The following is a 17,695-nucleotide window of genomic DNA, read 5'->3' as shown; positions in this document are numbered from 1 at the left end:
CGGGACGCGCCTGTGACCCCCGCCGGGCTCAGGCGTCGGCGACCACCGCCGGGAGGTCGGCCACGCTGGCCAGCACGTGCGTGTGGGGCGCGGCCTCGAGCTGCTCGCGGGTGTGGGCGCCGGTGAGCACCCCCGCCACCACCGAGGCCCCTGCCCGCCAGCCGGCGAGCAGGTCGCTGGCGGTGTCGCCGGCCACGGCCACCTCCCGCACGTCGTCGACGCCGAGGCGGATGAGGGCGGTGAGCAGCATGTCGGGGTACGGCCGGCCGCGGCCGGCGTCGGCCGGGGACAGGACCAGGTCGACCCGGCTCCCCCACCCGAGGGCGGCGACGATGCCGTCGCGGGTGGCGGGTGAGAACCCGGTGGTGAGACACACCAGGCGGCCGGCCGCCCGGAGGTCGGCCATGGCCCCCTCGGCCCCGGGGATGGGTGCCACCTCGCCCCGCGAGACGGCGTCGTCGTAGGCGGCCTCGAAGCGGCGGTTGGCCTCCTGGGCCCGTCCCTCGTCGTCGAACAGAGACCGGAACACGGTGATCTTCGACTGGCCCATCGTCGCCCGAACGTGCTCGAGCGCCCCCGCCAGCCAGGCGTCGTCGCCCGGCGGGGCCAGCGCCTCCATGGCCGTCAGGAAGGCCCGCTCCACCGTGCCGTCGTCGCGCACCGTGGTGCCCGCCATGTCGAGGCACACCAGGCGGATGCTCACTCGACGGCCTCGACGGTCTGCTCGGCGATGGCCGGCGAGAGGGTCATCCCCCGCCCGCCCACGCCGGTGACCACCATGATCCCGGGTTCCGGCTGCGCCCGCACGCAGATCCCCCCGTCGGGTCGTTCCGAGTACACCCCGGCCCACCGGCGGACCACGGGTGGGATCGGCCGGCCGAGGATCGACGTCAGGCGGGCCTTCAGGTGCTCGTACGGCACCTCGTCGACGGCGAAGTCGAAGGGCTCGTCGTAGGCGTGGGTGTCGCCGATCGTGAGCTCGCCGCCAGCCCGCTGCGACACCAGCAGCTGCATGCGGTGGCGCTCGACCACCCACGGGGCGGCGGGCAGCGCGGCGCGCGAGGGCAGGTCGAAGGCCGGGTAGTAGCGGAGGCTGTCGCCGTCGGCCAGGGAGGTGGTGAGCCGCTCCCCCAGCGGCGCGGTCTGCATCATCTGGAGGCGGCACCGTCGGAGCGGCTCGCCGTCGAGGAAGGGGGCGGCCACGCCCTGGTGCTCGGCGCCCGGGCACAGCACCACCAGGTCGCCCTGGTGGCGGGTGCCGACGCTGTCGAGCACCCAGCCCGGTCCCGCCTCCTCCGCGGTGCGACCGGGGAGGTAGTCGTAGCCCTCCTCCGACTCGAGCTCGGCGCGCACCGCTGCGAGCACCCGGCCCGGCTCCACCACCGCGTCCCGTTCGCAGAGGAGGGCGCCGAGCAGCTCGCCCCGCAGCGCCGGGTTGTGGCGGCGGGCCTCGTCGGCGTCGAGCAGCCGGACCCCGCGGGCTCCGGCGTCGGGCCGGGCGCACAGCTCCTCCATCACCGCCAGCTCGGCCGGGTGCCCGGCGACCGTGAGGGAGCCGTCGGGGCGGAACCCCACGTCGGGGAGGCTCGCCCCGAGGGCGCCCCAGAGCTCGCGGGCCCGCAGGGCGAGCTCGAGCTCGGGCCCGGCCCGCCGGCCGCTCACCCACACCAGGCCGAAGTTGCGGACCGTGGCCCGCCGGGGCTGCAGGTCGCGCTCCAGGTGGACCACCTGCCAGCCGCGCCGGCGGGCCATCAGGGCGTGCATGGTGCCGAGCACGCCCCCTCCCACGATCACGATGCGTCGCACGGACGTGATTCTTCACGCTGCACGTCACCGCCCGCTGACGCCACGGCGGGTGGCCGGGACGGGACGGTCAGGGATCGAGCAGGGTGAGCGAGCGCAGGCGGCGCTCGAGGTGGTGCTCGAGGGCGCGGGTGGCCAGGGCCTCCAGCTCGCCCGTCCCGGGCGACGCCGGCCCGGCCAGCACGCCGGCCAGGCCGCCGCCCAGGATCCGGCGGAGCAGATCGAGGGCCTCGGGCGACAGCGGCACCCCGCGCCGGCAGCTGCGGCACAGCGCGCCGCCCTCGTCGAGGTCGAACGCCACCAGGGGGCCGTCGGAGCCGCACGACACGCACACGTCGAGCTCGGGGCGGAACCCCTCGTGGGCCAGCAGCTTCCAGAAGAAGGCCGGCAGGAGCAGCGGGGCGTCGCGCGCGTCGAGCTGGCGGAGGGCGCCCAGCAGCATCTGGTACAGGTGGGGGTCCTCGTGGCGCTCCTGGGACACCTGGTCGACGGCCTCGAGGAGGGCGATCGCCCGGGTGAGCCGGTGGAGGTCGCCGCGGATGGCCCGGAACTGGTCGATGGTCTCGGCCTGGCTCACGATGTCGAGCTCGCGGCCCTCGTACAGGAGGAGGCTGACGTGCGACGTGGGCTCCAGCCGGGCCCCGAAGCGGCTGCTGGTCTTGCGGACGCCCTTGGCGACGGCGCGGACCTTGCCGTGGCGCTCGGTGACCAGGCTCACGATGCGGTCGGCCTCGCCCAGCTTGTACGTGCGGAGCACGATCCCGTGGTCGCGGTAGAGGCCCACCCGGGGCGCCCCTCAGCCCTCGAGGCCGCCGAAGCGGCGCTCGCGCCGCTGGTACTCGCGCACCGCCTCGAACAGGTGCTCGCGGCGGAAGTCGGGCCACAGCACCTCGGTGAAGACCAGCTCGCTGTACGCCAGCTCCCACAGCAGGAAGTTGGAGATGCGGTACTCGCCCGACGTGCGGATCACCACGTCGGGGTCGGGCATGTCGGGCAGGTACAGGTGGCGGCGGATCGCCTTCTCGGTGATGTCGCCAGGCCCGGCGCCCGCGGCCACCAGGGCGCGCACGGCGTCGACGATCTCGGCCCGGCCGCCGTAGTTGAAGGCGATCGTGAGCGTCATCACCCTGTTGGCCCGGGTGAGCTCGAGGGCTTCGTCCATGCGGCGCAGCAGGCGGCGGGGCACCCGCCAGTCGCGCCGGCCCGCGAAGGTGATGCGCACCCCTCGCTCGTGGAGCTCGTCGCGCCGGTCGGTGAGGATGTGCTCGTTGAAGTGCATGAGGAAGCGCACCTCGTCGGCGGGGCGCCGCCAGTTCTCGGTGGAGAACGCGTAGACCGTCAGCCACGACAGGCCGAGATCCAGCGCCCCCTCGACGGTGTCGAACAGGGCCTCTTCGCCGGCCGCGTGCCCCTCGGTGCGCTTGAGCCCCCGCTTCTGCGCCCACCGGCCGTTGCCGTCCATCACGCAGGCGACGTGGCGCGGGATGCGCGTGGGGTCGATGTCGTGGGGCACCACGGGTGGAACCTACCGCCGCCACCGATGGCGGCGGGCCATGGGCGGCGCCGGAGCCCGGCGCCGGGGCCGGGGCCCGCCGGACGGCCGGGGAATCGTCCGCGGGGCACCGTGCCGCTCTGGCTACCGTCGATCCGGTGACCCCCGAGACCGCCACCGTGTCCGGTTCGCTGGCGCGCGTCGTGGCGCAGCTGCCGGGGGGCGGCGAGGCGCGGCCCGGGCAGCGCGCCATGGCCGACGCCGTGGCCTCGGCCATCGACGGCGAGCGGCACCTGGTGGTGCAGGCCGGCACCGGCACGGGCAAGTCGCTGGCCTACCTCGTGCCGGCCGTGCTGTCGGGCCGCCGGGTGGTCGTGGCCACCGCCACCAAGGCCCTGCAGGACCAGCTGGCCGGCAAGGACCTGCCCTTCCTCGCCGAGCACCTCGGCAAGCCGGTGGAGTTCGCGGTGCTGAAGGGCCGGGCCAACTACGCGTGCCTGCAACGGGTGCGGGAGGTCGCTGCCGGCGACGACCAGCAGGCGCTCGAGCTGGGGGTCGGCGCCGTGCGGGAGGAGCTCCGCGAGCTGGTCGCGTGGGCCGGCCGCACCGACACCGGCGACCGGGCCGAGCTGCCCCGGGAGCCGTCGGCCCGGGCGTGGGCCGCGGTCTCGGTGTCGGCCCGCGAGTGCCCGGGGGCGGCGCGCTGCCCGATGGGCGAGGCGTGCTTCGCGGAGGCGGCCCGGCGCCGTGCGGCGGCCGCCGACGTCGTGGTGGTCAACACCCACCTGTACGGCCTGCACCTCGCGAGCGGTGGGGCCGTGCTGGCCGACCACGACGTGGTCGTGATCGACGAGGCCCACCAGCTCGAGGAGGTCATCTCGGCCACCGCCGGCCTCGAGCTGGGCGCGGGCCGCTTCAGCGCGCTGGCCCGCACGGTGCGGTCCATCCTCGCCGACGACGCCCTCGTCGCCGAGATCGACGGCGCCGGCAGCCGCCTGGCCGACTCGCTGGGGCCCCACGCCGGGCGGCGCCTGCCCGGCGCCTTCCCGCCCGACGTCGGCGACGCCCTCGGCCTGGCCCGCAGCCGCCTCGAGCGGGCGGTGGCCGCCCTGGGCGCCCTGGCCGACGCCCTCGACGGCCGCACCGACGACGCGGCCGCCCGCCGCACCCGCGCCGTCAAGGCCACCGCCTCGCTCATCGACGACGTCGACGCCGCGCTGGCGGTGCCCGCGACGCACGTGGCGTGGGTGGAGGGGCCGGCCCACACCCCCCGGCTGATGGTGGCGCCGGTCGACGTGGCCGACGTCCTGGCCGGGCTCTGGGCCGAGCGCACCGCCGTGCTCACCAGCGCCACCCTGTCCCCCGCCCTGCCGGAGCGGCTCGGCCTGCCGCCGGGGGGCTTCGACGTGCTCGACACGGGCAGCCCGTTCGACTACCAGGCCAACGCGATCCTCTACTGCGCGGCGCACCTGCCCGACCCCCGCAGCCCCGCCTACGAGGCCGCCGCCCACGAGGAGCTGGCCGCCCTGATCGGCGCGGCCGGCGGGCGCACCCTGGCCCTGTTCACCAGCTGGCGGGCCATGGAGGCCGCCGCCGAGTCCGTCGGCCCGCGGCTCCCCTACCGGGTGATCACCCAGTCGGAGCTCCCCAAGCCGGCGCTGCTCGACGCCTTCTCCGCCGACGAGACGTCGTGCCTGTTCGCCACCATGGGCTTCTGGCAGGGCGTCGACGTGCCCGGGCCCGCGCTGTCGCTGGTCGCCATCGACCGGATCCCGTTCCCCCGGCCCGACGAGCCGTTGCTCCAAGCTCGCCGCGAGCGGGCCGGCGCCGGGGCGTTCCGCCTGGTCGACCTGCCACGCGCCGCCACCCTGCTGGCCCAGGGCGCGGGCCGCCTGATCCGCTCGGCGGACGACCGGGGCGTGGTGGCCGTGCTCGACCCCCGCCTGGCCCACGCCACCTACCGGTGGGAGCTGGTGCGGGCCCTGCCCCCGATGCGCCGCACCCGTCACCGGGCCGAGGTCGAGGCCTTCCTCCGGTCGCTCCGCGACGCCTGAGCGACGGCGGCGCCCCCCGCCCGACGGCCCCGGCTACTGCGAGGTCATCCCGCCGTCGGCCACCACGATGGAGCCGGTGAGGAACGACGCCTCGTCGGAGGCGAGGAACAGGGCCACGTGGGCGATCTCGCGGGGCTCGCCGGGCCGGCCGATCGGCTGGAACGAGCCGATGGTGTCGTACACGTGCTGCAGGCCGCCGAGCAGCGCCGCGTGGGCGTGGTTGATCGGCGTGTCGACCCAGCCGGGGCAGATGGCGTTGCAGCGGATCCCCTGCTGGGCGTAGTCGAGGGCCACCCCCTTGGTCAGCATCACCACCGCGCCCTTGCTCGCCGAGTACACGGCCAGGAAGGGCTCGCTCACGATGCCGTTCACGCTGGACACGTTCACGATCGAGCCGCCGCCCTGGCGGAGCATGTGCGGGATCGCGGCCCGGCACCCGTAGATCGGGCCCTTCACGTTCACGGCCAGCGTGCGGTCGATCACCTCGTCGGGCACCTCGTGCAGCACGCCCGGCAGGTTCACGCCGGCGTTGTTCACCAGCACGTCCACGGCGCCCCACCGCTCGGCACAGCCGTCCACGAAGGCCTGCACCTGCCGGGCGTCGGACACGTCGGCCACGTGCTGGTCGGCGGTGCCGCCGGCGTCACGGATCTCGGCGACCACCGAACCCAGATCGGCGGCGACGTCGACGCACAGCACCCGACCCCCCTCCTCGGCGAAGCGCACCGCGGTGGCCCGGCCGATGCCCGAGGCCGCTCCCGTCACGATGCACGCCTTCCCCTCGATGCGTCCCACGGCTCCCCCTCGGTCGGTCCCGCGGCGGGATCGTAGGCCCGCGGCTCAGTAGCCCAGACGGTCGAGGGCCCGGGGCCGCCGCTGCCAGTCCTTGTCGACCTTCACGAACAGCTCGAGGTAGGCGCCCTCGGGCAGCTGCTCGCGCACCGCGGTGCCCACGCGCTTGAGCACGGAGCCGCCCTTGCCGATCACCATCCCCTTCTGCGACTCGCGCTCCACGTGGATCTCGCAGCGGATGCGGGGCCAGTCCCACTCGGTCACCACCGTGGCGATGGAGTAGGGCAGCTCCTCGCGGAAGAGGGCGAGCAGCTGCTCGCGCACCAGCTCGGCGACCCAGAAGGCCTCGGGGACGTCGGTGACCGTGCCCTCGGGGAAGTAGCGGGGCCCCTCGGGCAGGCGCCCGACGAGGTGCTCGACCAGCTCGGGCACGCCGGCGCCGGTGCGGGCCGACACCGGGAAGTACTCCGACAGGTCGAGCTCGGCCGCGGCGCGGAGCTGCTCGAGCACCTCGGTCGGCGAGGCCGTGTCGACCTTGTTCACCACGACGACGGCGTCGGCGGGCACCCGGGCGGCCACCCAGCGGTCGCCGGTGCCGAGGCGCATGGTGGCGTCGAGCACCAGGCAGACGACGTCGACGCCGGCGATGGCGTCCTCGGCGGTGGCGTTCAGCCGCTGGCCCAGCGTGGTGACGGGCTTGTGGATGCCGGGGGTGTCGACGAACACGACCTGGGCGCCGGGCCGGTCGAGCACGCCCATGATGCGGGTCCGGGTGGTCTGGGGCTTGTCGGAGACGATGCTCACCTTCCGCCCGAGGATCCGGTTGAGCAGCGTGGACTTGCCGACGTTCGGCCGCCCGACCAGCGTGACGATCCCGGAGTGGAACGGCTCGCTCATCCCTCCTCGTCGCGCTCGGGCCGCTCCCAGTCGGCCAGCCGGGCGACGCGCACGCGCGAGATCCGCCGGCCGACCACCTTCTCGGTCTGGAACCGCAGCCCGTCGAACACCACCGACTCGCCCTCGGCCGGCACCCGACCCAGCAGCCCGTACACGAGGCCACCGAGCGTGTCCCACTCGTCGTCGGGGAGATCGGCGCCGAGCAGCTCGTTGGCCTCGTCGACCGGCATGCGGGCGTCGACCAGCACGTCGCCGCCGGGGAGGCGCTCCACCTGGGGCCGCTCCTCCACGTCGAACTCGTCGACGATCTCACCGACGAGCTCCTCGATGAGGTCCTCGAGGGTGACGATGCCGGCGGTGCCGCCGTACTCGTCGACGACGACGGCCTGGTGGTACTTCTCGCGCTGCATCTCGCGCATGAGCTCGGCGACCCGCTTGCTCTCGGGCACGAACCGCGCCGGGCGGCAGGTGCCGCGAACCTCCTCGCCGCCCTGCCCCTCGCGCACGGCGCGTATGAGGTCGCGCACGTGCACCACGCCCACCACGTCGTCGATGCCCTCCCCCACCACCGGCACCCGGCTGTAGCCCCGCTGGAGCAGGGTGGTGATGGCCTCGTCGAGGGTGGCGCGGGCCTCGACGGTGACCATGTCGGGCCGGGGCACCATCACCTCGCGCACGACCGTGTCGCCGAACTCGATGATCGAGTGGATGAGCGCCCGCTCCTCGCGCTCGATCACCTCTTCCTCGGCGGCCACGTCGGTCATGGCCAGCAGCTCCTCCTCGGAGAGGAACGGCCCCTTCTTCAGGCCCTTGCCCGGGAGGATCACGTTGGTGAGCCCGATCAGTCCACGGGACATCACCCGGAGGGGGGCGAAGCGGCTGAGGGCGTAGACGGGTCGGGCCGTTCCCAGGGCGGCCCGGTCGGGATGCTGCACGGCCCACGTCTTGGGTGCCGCCTCGGCCAGCACGAAGAACAGGACCACGTTGAGGAAGAGGCCGACGGCCACGCCCCAGCTCCCGAACAGCCGGTTGGCCACCAGGGTGGTGAGGGCGGTCTGGACGGTCTGCAGCACCAGCACGAGCAGCAGCACCGAGTTGATGAACTGCTCGGGGTGGTTCACCAGGGAGACGAGGCGGTTGGAGCCCTTGAGGCCCTCCTCCTCGAGGGCCATGGCCCGCACCCGGTTCATGCGGGTGAGCCCCGTCTCGGCCAGCGCCAGGAACATCAGCAGCACGAGCAGCACGACGATCGCGGCGATCATCGCCACGTCGGCGCCGGTGACCGTGACGGCCAGGATCAGGCCTGCCACGGGTCCCTCCCCGGCCGGCCGTGGAACCGCTCGATCAGCTCGCGCTCCCGTGCCCACATGGCGGCCCGGGCGGCCGGCTCGGCGTGGTCGTGGCCGAGCACGTGCAGCACGCCGTGCACCACCAGCAGGGCCAGCTCGTCGTCGAGGGTGCCGGCGTGCTCGGGCGCGTTGCGGGCGGCCACCGCCGGGCACACGACCACGTCGCCCAGCAGCATCGGCGCGTCCGACGGGTCGGGCGGGTCGCGGTCGGGGCCGGTGAGGGTGGGGTCCGACCCCTGCCACACGTCGGCGTCGTCGGCGTCGATCGGGAAGGCGAGCACATCGGTGGGGCCGCGGGCGTGGAGGAAGCGCCCGTTGAGGTCGGCCATGGCCTCCTCGTCGACGAACAGCAGCGACAGCTCGGCCTCGCCCCGCACGCCCTCGGCCACGAGCACCTGCTCGGCGAGGGCGGCCCAGCGGCCGGCGTCGACGGGCACGGCCGCCTGCTCGTCGGCGGCGAACACGGTGACCTCGCCCTCGGGGCCGATGCGGCGCTGCCGGTGGAGCGACGGCCCACGCACCGGCTCGGCGAACGGGTCGGTGGGGTCGGGCGGCTCGGGCGGGGGCTGTGGAGGGGTCATCGGGGCTCGGACCGCCCGTAGGCGCTCACGATCTCCTGGACGATGCGGTGGCGCACCACGTCGCGTGCGCCCAGGTGCACGAACGCCAGCCCGTCGATGCCGCCGAGGATGCGCTCGAGGCCGAGGAGGCCGCTGCGGCCGTCGGGCACGTCGATCTGGGTGACGTCGCCGGTGATCACCACCCTGGAGCCGAACCCGATCCGGGTGAGGAACATCTTCATCTGCTCGGGGGTCGTGTTCTGGGCCTCGTCCAGGATGATGAAGCTGTTGTTCAGCGTGCGGCCGCGCATGAAGGCGAGGGGCGCGACCTCGACGGTGGCCTTCTCGAGCAGCCGGCCGGCGGCCTCGGCCCCCACGAAGTCGTACAGGGCGTCGTACAGCGGCCGCAGGTACGGGTCGACCTTGGCCATGAGGTCACCGGGCAGGAACCCGAGCCGCTCGCCGGCCTCGACCGCGGGCCGGGTGAGGATGATCCGGCCCACCTCCTTGGCCTGCAGCGCCTGCACGGCCATGGCCACGGCCAGCCAGCTCTTGCCGGTGCCGGCCGGGCCGATCCCGAAGGTGATGACGTTGGCGCGGATGGTGTCGATGTAGCGCCTCTGCCCTGCCGTCTTGGGGCGCACCGCCCCGCCCCGGGTCGACCGCAGCACCTCGGCGCCCATCACCTGCGAGGGGCGCTCGTCGGCCTTCACCATGTCGATGGTGCGGATCACGTGGGCCGGGTCGAGGGCCTCCCCCTGCTGCAGCAGCAGCACCAGCTCCTCGAACAGCGTGCCCACCTGCTCGGCGCTGTCGCCGGCGATGGTGATCTCGTTGCCGCGCACGTGGATCTCGGCACCCTCGAAGCCCGCCTCGATGAGCCGCAGGAGCTCGTCGCGGTGGCCGAGCAGCCCCACCATCAGGTGGTTGCCGGGAACGCTGATCTTGACCTGGGTCTTCGACAAGGCAGGGTGCTCGGTGCGGGCTCAGCCCGGGGGGGTCGGGACGGCGCTGACCGCACGTCGTGCCCTCCACGCTACCGCCCGCCGGGCCATGAGGCTGGAACACCCCGGCCGGCGGCGTCGTAGCCTCCGGGCGTGGGCGCGGGCGCGGGCTCGGCGGGCGACGGCGGGGCGGGCGGGTTCGAGCTGTGGGCCGCCGACGCCGCCGTCGACGAGGCCCGGGCCGCCCGGGTCGAGCGGCACTGGATGCGCCGGCTGGCCGAGGAGGAGGCGACCCTGGCCGGCACCCTGCTCGACCTGGCCGAGCGGGACGTGCGGGTGGCGCTGGCCACCGTGACCGGCCGCGTGCACGCCGGCCACCTCACCACCGTCGGCGCCGACGTGCTGGCCGTGCGCACGACGCCCGGGGCCCTGGTGCTGGTGGCGCTGCGCTCGGTGGCCTGGGTGCGCCCGGCGGGACCGCCCGATGCGTCCGGACCCACCGGCGCCGCGGCCGGTGACCGAGCGGGCGGGCCCCGCCTGGCCGACCTCCTCGCGGCCCGGGTGGGCGAGCGGCCGCGCCTGGTGGTGCGAGCCGGCGCGGCCGAGGCCAGCGCCGGCGAGCTGCTCGCCGTGGGCCGTGACGTGCTGACCCTCGGCCTCGACGGAGGCGGCGTGGCCTACGTGTCGCTGGACTCGCTGGACGAGGTGCTGCTCGAGTCGGGGTAGAGGTGCTCGAGGGTGCCGGGCTCGATCCGGCATCGCTCGATGAACTCGTCGACGTCGGCCTGCTGCAGGCGGATCACCCGCCCGAATCGGTAGGCCGGCAGACCCCCGTCGTCGATGAAGCGGTAGAGCGTCCGCGACGTGATGCCCAGCCGCCGGGCCGCGTCGGCCGTGCTCAGCCAGCGGATGTCGTCCTCCTCGCGCACGGCGGCGAGTGTAGATCCCGACTGGTGCCCGTCCGCTGATCTCGATATCTTTGGTGTTGCGTCATGTCATGACGATGTTGGTCGAGCCTGCCGGCCGATCAGCGGGGCCGGAGGACGGGGAGGGAGCACGCGATGGGCGGGACCGCGGTGGCCGACCTCGGAGCGTGGCGCGCGCCCGGCTCGGGCGGCGCAGGCGGCGCTGCGGCCGGGAGAGGCGGCGACGTGTCGGCCGACCCCGCCCGGGCCGCCCGCACCCTCGGTCGGCGCCGCCGCCGGCCCAGCGGCCGCGCCGTGCTCGGGGGGCTGCTGGTCGCGGTGTCGGCGGTCGGCATCTTCCTGGCTGCGGGCGGGCGGGGCACGCCCGGGCAGCCGTACGTGGTCGCGGCCCGCTCGCTGCCGCCCGGCACCCTGCTGCGAGCCAGCGACCTGGTGACGGCCCGCCTCGACCTCCCGCGCGGCTTCGACGGCCGGGTGTTCGCCGACACGGCCGCCCTGGAGGGCGCCGTGACGGTGGCGCCGCTCGCGGCCGGCGACCTCGTCCAGGCCAGCAGCGTCGTGGCCGGCGCCGCACCCGGCAGCTACGAGCTGTCGCTCGCCCTCGACGGCGACCGCGCCGTCGACGGCCGGCTGGCGCCGGGCGACCGCGTCGCCGTCGTCGCCACCTACGGGACCGGCGACGGCGCGTACAGCCTCACGGTCGTGGAGCGGGCGCTGGTCGTCGGCGTCGACTCGCTCGACGGCTCGCTCGGCGGTGCGGGCTCGACGGTCACCCTGGCGCTGCCGGCGGCCGCCGACGGCGTCGCCGTCGCCCACGCCGCCCGTGCGGGCGAGGTCACCCTGCTGCGGGCCACCGCCGCCCCCGCCGGCGATCGCGCGACCCCCAGCTACCGGCCCGATCCGAACCCGGCCGCCGGGTCGGCCCCGTGACCACCGCCGACCGCTGGGTCCTGCTCGGGCTGGCCCGGCCTCGGGCACCGTGGTTCCGCGAGGTCGCCCACCTGGCCACGTCGGGCGCCGTCCCGGCCGAGTTCGTCAAGTGCCTGTCACCCGACGAGCTCCGGGCGCGCGTGGCCAGCGGACGGCCGTGGTCGGCGGCCCTGGTCGACGGCGGTCTCCCCGCGGTCGACCGAGATCTGGTGCGGGCGGCGACCGGCGCGGGTGTCGCCGTGCTGGTCGTGGCCGATCCGGCCGCGCACCGCGACTGGCCGGCCCTCGGCGCGGCGGCCGTGCTGCCGCCCGGCTTCGGCCGCGGCGAGCTGGTGGCCGCCCTGCGCCAGCACGCACGCCGCATCGGCCGGCACGACCTCGATCCCCCGGGCGCCCAGCCCCGCCTCGAGGCAGGGTGGCGGGGCCACCTGGTGGCGGTGACGGGTCCGGGCGGCTCGGGTGCGTCGACCGTCGCGGCCGCGGCTGCGCAGGGCCTGGCGGCCCGGCCGGGCGGCAACGGCGGGGTGCTGCTCGCCGACCTCTGCCTTCCCGGCGCGCAGGCCATGCTCCACGACGCCGTCGACCTGGTGCCCGGGCTGCCCGAGCTGGTCGCCGCCCACCGCGGCGGTCCCCGCTCCACCGACGAGATCCGCTCGTTCGTCTTCACGGTCGACGACCGCGGGTACCACCTGCTGCTCGGGCTCCGACGCCACCGCGACTGGACGGTGCTGCGGCCCGGCGCCGTCGAGGCCGCGATCCTGGGCCTGGCCCGCGCGTACCGCACGGTGGTGGCCGACGTCGACGCCGACCTCGAGGGCCAGGACGAGGTGGGGTCGGTCGAGGTCGAGGAGCGCAACGTCCTGGCCCGCACCACGCTGCCTCTCGCCGACGCCGTCCTGGCGGTCGGCACCCCCACGCTCGCCGGCGTCCACGGGATCGCGCGGGTGGTGACCGAGCTGGCCGGCCACGGCATCGAGCCCGGGCGGATCCTCCCGGTGGTCAACCTCGCCCCGCGGAACCCCCGCGAGCGGGCACGGATCGCCAGGGCCGTCGCCGATCTGTGCGGACCCGCGCTGCCCGGCGGCCAGCGGCTCCCCGGGTGCGCCTTCCTGCCATGGCGCCGCCGCGTCGAAGACGCCCATCGCGCCGGCGGCCCCCTCCCGGCTCCGCTGCCCGACACGCTCGCCGGGGCCGTCGTGGCGCTGCTCGACCGTGTCGGGCCGGCCACCGTGCCGGCACCGGTGCCCGTGGCCCCGGGCAGCCTGGGCGCCCTGACGGGCCTCGGGGCGGGTGGGCGATGAGCGCCACCGACGTCGGCGCCTCGCCGCTGGTCGAGATCGAGCGCCACGTGCAGGAGCGGGCCAAGGCCCGCGCCCTCGACCTGGCGGCTCCGGGGGGCCTCGACCACCTGCGTGCCCTGATCGGCGACGAGGTCGCCGCCTGGAGCGAGCAGCACCGGCAGGGCCTGCGGCCCTTCGACATCGCCGACCCGCCGACCGTCGCCGACCGGGCCTTTCGCAACCTGGCGGGCTACGGGCCGCTCGAGCCGCTCCTCGCCGATCCCGACGTGTGGGAGATCATGGTGAACGCGCCCGACGCCGTGTTCGTCAAGCGCCATGGCGGCGCCTCCGGCTACCACGACGAGGTCTTCCACGACGACGAGCACGTCGTCCGCACGCTCACCAAGATCCTCGACGACGCGTCGGCCGCGCACCGCAAGCTCGACCCCACCGAGGGCCTCCAGGACGCCCAGCTGGACGGCGGGGCCCGGCTCCACATCGTGCACGGCGACGTCAGCCGCGGCGGCCACGTCATGGTCAACATCCGCAAGTTCACCGGCGTGGCGATCCGGAGCCTCGGCGAGCTGGTGGGTCGCGGCACGCTCTCGCCCGAGGTCGCCACCTTCCTCCACGCGTGCGTCAGGAGCCGGGCGTCGATCGTGTTCGCGGGTGCTCCGGGCACGGGCAAGACCACGCTCCTGGCCTGCTGTGCAGCCGAGCTCGATCCCGCGTTGCGGGTCGTCGTGGCCGAAGAGGTGTTCGAGACCGACCTCCCGCTCCCGAACGTGGCCCAGATGCAGACGCGCGCCGCCCGAGCCGATCGTCCGGCGGTCGACCTCCGCAGGTTGGTGAGCGGGTTCCTCCGGATGGCGCCCGACGTCGCCATCGTGGGCGAGGTGCGGGATCGGGAGGCGCTCCCCCTGCTGCTCACCCTCTCCTCCGGCGTGAAGGGCTTCACGACGATCCACGCCGGTTCCGCCCGCCAGGCCCTCACCCGGCTGCGGTTCATCTGCCAGCTCGCCGACACCAGCAGCGACATCAGCCTCGCCGCCCTCAACAGCCTGGTCACCGAGGCCATCGATGTCGTCGTGCACACCTCCCGGTCGCCTCAGGGCGTCGAGGTCGACGAGGTCGTGGCCGTGGAGGAGCTGGCAGGCGGGGCCGACGCCACCCAGTTCACCCTCACCGAGGTCTTCGTGCGTCCGGGCCCCGGCGAGCCGCTGGCCTGGACCGGGAACGTCCCCGTCCGGCTCGGCCGGGCCCTGCGCTCGGCCGGCTGGGACCTGCGGTCGCTGCTCGGCCCGGCTCCCACCGGGGAGCCGGCCCGGTGACCGCGCTCCTCCTCGCCCTGATCGGCGCCTACGGGGTGTTCCTCGTGTACACCGGCGCCGCCCTCGGGTGGCGTGGGATCGGGACGGGCCCGGCGGGCACCCGGGCGGCGCTCCTCCCGCGGGTCGCCCTCGATCCCCGCCGGGCCGCCGGCCTGCTCGGCGCCACCGCCACCCTGTTCGTGGTCGGCGCGGCCTGCACCCTGGCCCTCTTCGCCGCCCCCATCGCGGCCGTCGTCGGCGGCGCCTTCGCCGCGTGCCTCCCCACCGCCGCGGCGCGCGCCGCTCGGCACCGCCGGGCGGCCGCGGCCCACGAGTCCTGGCCTCGGATGCTCGAGGAGATGCGGGTGCTGACCGGCTCGGCGGGGCGCTCGATCCCGCAGGCGCTGTTCGAGGTGGGCGGGCGGGCACCCCTCGAGCTCCGCCCGGCGTTCGACGCCGCGCACCGTGAGTGGCTGCTGTCGACCGACTTCTCCCGCACCCTCACGGTGCTGAAGGAGGCGCTGGCCGACCCCACCGCCGACACCGTCTGCGAGACCCTGCTGGTGGCCCACGAGCTGGGCGGCACGAACCTCGACCGGCGGCTCGAAGCCCTGGCCGAGGACCGGCTCCAGGAGCTGCACGGCCGCAAGGACGCCCGTGCCAAGCAGGCCGGGGTGCGCTTCGCCCGGCGGTTCGTGCTGATCGTCCCGGTGGGCATGGCCGTCGTCGGCCTGTCGGTCGGCACGGGCCGCGCCGCGTACGGCACGCCGGCCGGCCAGCTCGCGGTTCTCGTCGCCATCGGCGTCATCGCCGCCTGCTGGGCCTGGGCCGGCCACCTGCTGCGCCTGCCCGCCCCCGAGCGGGTGTTCCGACCGTGAGCCGCATGCTCGTCACCTCGGCGCTCCTGCTGTGGCTCGGCTCGACGCTGCTGCTCGGCGACGCCCGCCGACTGCTCCGAGCCGGGCTGCGTGACCGCCTTGCGCCCTTCGGCGCGGCACGGGGCACCGCCGCCGGCAGCGGGGCGGGCCGCACCCCGATCGAGACGCTCCGCGAGACCCTCGGCCCGGGCGCTCGCTCGATCGGCGAGCGTCTCGCCCGGGCGCTCGGCGTGCACGAAGACCTGGCCACCCGCCTCGAGCGGGTCCACGCGCCACTCGACCCCACGGCCTTCCGGCTGCGCCAGCTCGGTGGGGCCGTGGCGGCCATGTGCGCAGGAGCCACCACCGCCCTCGTCACCTCGCCCCCTCCGGCCGTGGCCCTCCTCCTGCTCGTCGGGGCTCCGCTCCTCGCCTTCCTGGTCGTCGAGCATCGCCTCGCTTCGGCATCGGCCCGCTGGCAGCGCCGGCTGTTCCTCGAGCTCCCCGTGGTCGCCGAGCAGCTCGGGATGCTGCTCTCGGCCGGCTACTCGCTCGGTGCCGCGCTCAACCGCCTCGCCCAGCGCGGCCACGGCGCGTGCGCGGCCGACCTGACCCGGGTCACGGCGCGGATCCGCCAGGGCGTCGGCGAGGTGCAGGCCCTCCGCGAGTGGGCACGGCTCACCGACGTCGACGCCGTCCACCGGCTGGTGGCCGTGCTCTCCCTCGACCGCGAGGCCAGCGACCTCGGCCGCCTGATCGCCGACGAGGCCCGCTCCACCCGCCGCGAGGCCCAGCGCGACCTCGTCGAGGTGATGGAGCGGCGCTCCCAGGAGGTGTGGGTGCCGGTCACGGTGGCGACGCTCGTGCCCGGGGTGATCTTCCTCGCCGTCCCCTTCATCGAGGCCATGCGCCTCTTCACCGCCTCCTGAGGAAATGAGGAGAACCATGCAGGATCACCTGCTGCGAACGGCCACTGCGCTGGTCGTGTGGCGCACCATCGCTCGCGATCGGATCGTGCGCGACGAGTCCGGGGAGGGCGTGATCTCGGCGGCCATCGCCGTGCTCATCATGGCCTTCCTGGGCGCGCTCATGTGGGTCGGCTTCAAGGCGATCTGGGGCGACGCCGAGAGCAACACGCGCGACCAGATCGGGCGGATCGGCTCCTGAGCGGCTCCGCCGACGTGGTCCGTTCCGAACGAGGTGCGGGTCTCGTCGCCACCTTCTCGGGCATGGTGGTGTTCCTCGTGTTCCTGCTCCTCGCCGTGCAGGTGCTCGTGGGGCTGTGGGCCACCTCGGCCGTCACCGGGGCGGCCGTCGACGCGGCCCGTCGGGTGGCCGGCGAGGCCGCCGCAGACCGGCCGGCCGCCCGCGCCGAGGCCGAGCAGGAGGCACGGCGTGCCCTCGGGCGCTTCGCCGCCCAGGTCCGCTTCACCTGGGAGATGACGGCCGACGAGGTCGTCCTGCGCGTCGAGGCGCGCCAGCTGCGCTTCGTCCCCTCCCTGCTCGGCGGGCTCGGCGCCGGCCAGATCGACCGCACCGTGCGCCTGCGGCTGGAGCGGGAGCGGTGAGCGTCGCGTCGGCGCGGACGGCGGCGCGGGGCCGAGGCGACCGCGGTCAGGCCGGGGGCGCCGAGGTGATCGCATTCGGCCTGCTCGTGTTCGTGGTGGGTGCGCTCCTGGCCGCCTCGGCGTGGGGGGTGGTCGATGCCAAGGGCGCCGTCACGGCAGCGGCACGGGAGGCCGCTCGGCGCTACGTCGAGGCCCGGTCGGCCGACGAGGCCGAGCGGAGCGCCCGGGCCGCGGCAGCGATCACCCTCGCCGGCTACGGCCGGGACCCGGCCCGTGCCACGGTGACGATCAGCGGCGGCTTCACCCGCTGCCAGCCGGTGGTGGTCGAGGTGCAGTACCGGATGGCCACCGTGGCGCTCCCCTGGCTCGGCCGGGTCGGACCGGTGACGACCGTCCACGGGCGCCACGCCGAGATCGTCGATCCCTGGCGTTCCGGCCCACCCGGAGGGGCGCGGTGCCCGGCGTAGCCGACCGCAGGTCCCGCGCCGCGAGGCACCCGCGCGAGCGTGGCAGCGCCCTGCTGCTGTTCCCGGCCGCGGTCGCCGTCGTGCTCGTCCTGTCGGCCATCGCCGTCGACCTGTCGATCGCCCTGCTCGGGCAGCGTGAGCTGGCGGCCGCGGCCGCAGCCGCGGCCAACGACGCCGTCGCGGCCGGCCTCGACGAGGCGGCCTTCCGCTCGACCGGCGAGTACCGGCTCGACCCGGCCCGCGTCGACGCCGCGGTGCGCTCGTCGATCGACGGGCAGCGCCCCGGCCTCCCCGACCGCCTCGAGGTCGGGGTGGTGGTGCGGGGCGACCGGGTCACGGTTCGGCTGGTGGGCTCCGTCCCGTACCTCTTCGCGCCGGCCGTCCCGGGTGGACCCCGCCGAGCGGAGGTCGCCGCCACCGCCGAGGCCCGGATCGCCCTCCGGTGAGCCCCCGAGCCACCGTGCGA

The 17,695-nt window shown here is 75.5% G+C and carries 21 protein-coding genes; 11 read left to right on the top strand and 10 right to left on the bottom strand.

The features are described 5' to 3' along the window. Positions 1–28: 28 nt before the first annotated feature. From IPM45_16375 to uppS, 4 genes are all read right to left on the bottom strand, one after another. Entirely contained in the window at positions 29–697 is a 669-nt protein-coding gene (locus IPM45_16375; GenBank protein MBK9181106.1) for a phosphonatase-like hydrolase, read from the bottom strand. 2 nt (positions 698–699) lie between these two features. After that, positions 700–1,764, bottom strand: coding sequence for an FAD-dependent oxidoreductase (locus IPM45_16370; GenBank protein MBK9181105.1), 1,065 nt, complete (start codon positions 1,762–1,764; stop codon positions 700–702). A 109-nt stretch (positions 1,765–1,873) separates the two neighbouring features. After that, positions 1,874–2,587 (bottom strand): DNA repair protein RecO, encoded by a 714-nt coding sequence (recO, locus tag IPM45_16365; GenBank protein MBK9181104.1) that lies wholly within the window; start codon positions 2,585–2,587, stop codon positions 1,874–1,876. 12 nt (positions 2,588–2,599) lie between these two features. Beyond that, positions 2,600–3,319, bottom strand: coding sequence for a di-trans,poly-cis-decaprenylcistransferase (gene uppS / locus IPM45_16360; protein MBK9181103.1), 720 nt, complete (start codon positions 3,317–3,319; stop codon positions 2,600–2,602). A gap of 227 nt (positions 3,320–3,546) precedes the next feature. Between uppS and IPM45_16355 the strand changes: the two genes are divergently transcribed. After that, complete coding sequence (locus IPM45_16355) at positions 3,547–5,349, top strand: ATP-dependent DNA helicase (GenBank protein ID MBK9181102.1); 1,803 nt, start codon at positions 3,547–3,549, stop codon at positions 5,347–5,349. Between the two features lie 33 nt (positions 5,350–5,382). Here IPM45_16355 and IPM45_16350 read toward each other — a convergent pair whose 3' ends face one another. From IPM45_16350 to IPM45_16330, 5 genes are read right to left on the bottom strand one after another with little or no spacing between them, the layout of a single operon-like run. Then, positions 5,383–6,144, bottom strand: a complete 762-nt coding sequence (locus tag IPM45_16350; GenBank protein ID MBK9181101.1) for an SDR family oxidoreductase — start codon at positions 6,142–6,144, stop codon at positions 5,383–5,385. 45 nt (positions 6,145–6,189) lie between these two features. Next, positions 6,190–7,038, bottom strand: a complete 849-nt coding sequence (gene era, locus IPM45_16345) for a GTPase Era (protein MBK9181100.1) — start codon at positions 7,036–7,038, stop codon at positions 6,190–6,192. Continuing rightward, positions 7,035–8,348: an HlyC/CorC family transporter gene (locus IPM45_16340; protein ID MBK9181099.1), complete on the bottom strand. Its 1,314-nt coding sequence runs from the start codon at positions 8,346–8,348 to the stop codon at positions 7,035–7,037. Before IPM45_16340 ends, era begins: the two co-directional genes overlap by 4 nt. After that, the gene (ybeY, locus tag IPM45_16335) at positions 8,336–8,968 is read right to left on the bottom strand and encodes an rRNA maturation RNase YbeY (protein MBK9181098.1); all 633 of its coding nucleotides are present in this window, start codon (positions 8,966–8,968) and stop codon (positions 8,336–8,338) included. The genes IPM45_16340 and ybeY overlap by 13 nt, the downstream gene beginning before the upstream one ends. Further along, positions 8,965–9,867, bottom strand: coding sequence for a PhoH family protein (locus IPM45_16330; GenBank protein ID MBK9181097.1), 903 nt, complete (start codon positions 9,865–9,867; stop codon positions 8,965–8,967). Before IPM45_16330 ends, ybeY begins: the two co-directional genes overlap by 4 nt. 177 nt (positions 9,868–10,044) lie before the next feature. On the opposite strand from IPM45_16330, the gene IPM45_16325 reads away from it, so the two are divergent. Beyond that, the gene (locus IPM45_16325; GenBank protein MBK9181096.1) at positions 10,045–10,617 is read left to right on the top strand and encodes a hypothetical protein; all 573 of its coding nucleotides are present in this window, start codon (positions 10,045–10,047) and stop codon (positions 10,615–10,617) included. Here IPM45_16325 and IPM45_16320 read toward each other — a convergent pair. After that, complete coding sequence (locus IPM45_16320; protein MBK9181095.1) at positions 10,569–10,820, bottom strand: helix-turn-helix domain-containing protein; 252 nt, start codon at positions 10,818–10,820, stop codon at positions 10,569–10,571. The genes IPM45_16325 and IPM45_16320 overlap by 49 nt on opposite strands. A gap of 222 nt (positions 10,821–11,042) precedes the next feature. Between IPM45_16320 and IPM45_16315 the strand changes: the two genes are divergently transcribed. The 9 genes from IPM45_16315 to IPM45_16275 are packed head-to-tail and all read left to right on the top strand — an operon-like array spanning position 11,043 to position 17,675. After that, positions 11,043–11,747, top strand: a complete 705-nt coding sequence (locus IPM45_16315; GenBank protein MBK9181094.1) for a hypothetical protein — start codon at positions 11,043–11,045, stop codon at positions 11,745–11,747. Beyond that, entirely contained in the window at positions 11,744–13,048 is a 1,305-nt protein-coding gene (locus IPM45_16310; GenBank protein ID MBK9181093.1) for a hypothetical protein, read from the top strand. The genes IPM45_16315 and IPM45_16310 overlap by 4 nt, the downstream gene beginning before the upstream one ends. Continuing rightward, positions 13,045–14,358 (top strand): CpaF family protein, encoded by a 1,314-nt coding sequence (locus tag IPM45_16305; GenBank protein MBK9181092.1) that lies wholly within the window; start codon positions 13,045–13,047, stop codon positions 14,356–14,358. Before IPM45_16310 ends, IPM45_16305 begins: the two co-directional genes overlap by 4 nt. Next, positions 14,355–15,215 carry a type II secretion system F family protein gene (locus IPM45_16300; protein MBK9181091.1) on the top strand — a complete coding sequence of 287 codons (861 nt, stop codon included), beginning with the start codon at positions 14,355–14,357 and terminating at the stop codon, positions 15,213–15,215. The genes IPM45_16305 and IPM45_16300 overlap by 4 nt, the downstream gene beginning before the upstream one ends. A gap of 5 nt (positions 15,216–15,220) precedes the next feature. Then, positions 15,221–16,123, top strand: coding sequence for a type II secretion system F family protein (locus IPM45_16295; protein ID MBK9181090.1), 903 nt, complete (start codon positions 15,221–15,223; stop codon positions 16,121–16,123). Positions 16,124–16,139: 16 nt separating this feature from the next. After that, positions 16,140–16,361 carry a hypothetical protein gene (locus IPM45_16290; protein ID MBK9181089.1) on the top strand — a complete coding sequence of 74 codons (222 nt, stop codon included), beginning with the start codon at positions 16,140–16,142 and terminating at the stop codon, positions 16,359–16,361. Between the two features lie 14 nt (positions 16,362–16,375). Next, positions 16,376–16,762 (top strand): hypothetical protein, encoded by a 387-nt coding sequence (locus IPM45_16285; protein MBK9181088.1) that lies wholly within the window; start codon positions 16,376–16,378, stop codon positions 16,760–16,762. Then, positions 16,759–17,229: a hypothetical protein gene (locus tag IPM45_16280; protein ID MBK9181087.1), complete on the top strand. Its 471-nt coding sequence runs from the start codon at positions 16,759–16,761 to the stop codon at positions 17,227–17,229. Before IPM45_16285 ends, IPM45_16280 begins: the two co-directional genes overlap by 4 nt. Then, positions 17,217–17,675 carry a hypothetical protein gene (locus tag IPM45_16275; protein MBK9181086.1) on the top strand — a complete coding sequence of 153 codons (459 nt, stop codon included), beginning with the start codon at positions 17,217–17,219 and terminating at the stop codon, positions 17,673–17,675. The genes IPM45_16280 and IPM45_16275 overlap by 13 nt, the downstream gene beginning before the upstream one ends. Positions 17,676–17,695: the final 20 nt, after the last annotated feature.

Source organism: Acidimicrobiales bacterium (assembly GCA_016716005.1).
GTDB lineage: Bacteria > Actinomycetota > Acidimicrobiia > Acidimicrobiales > JADJXE01 > JADJXE01.
This window is presented reverse-complemented; position numbering and strand designations above follow the sequence as displayed.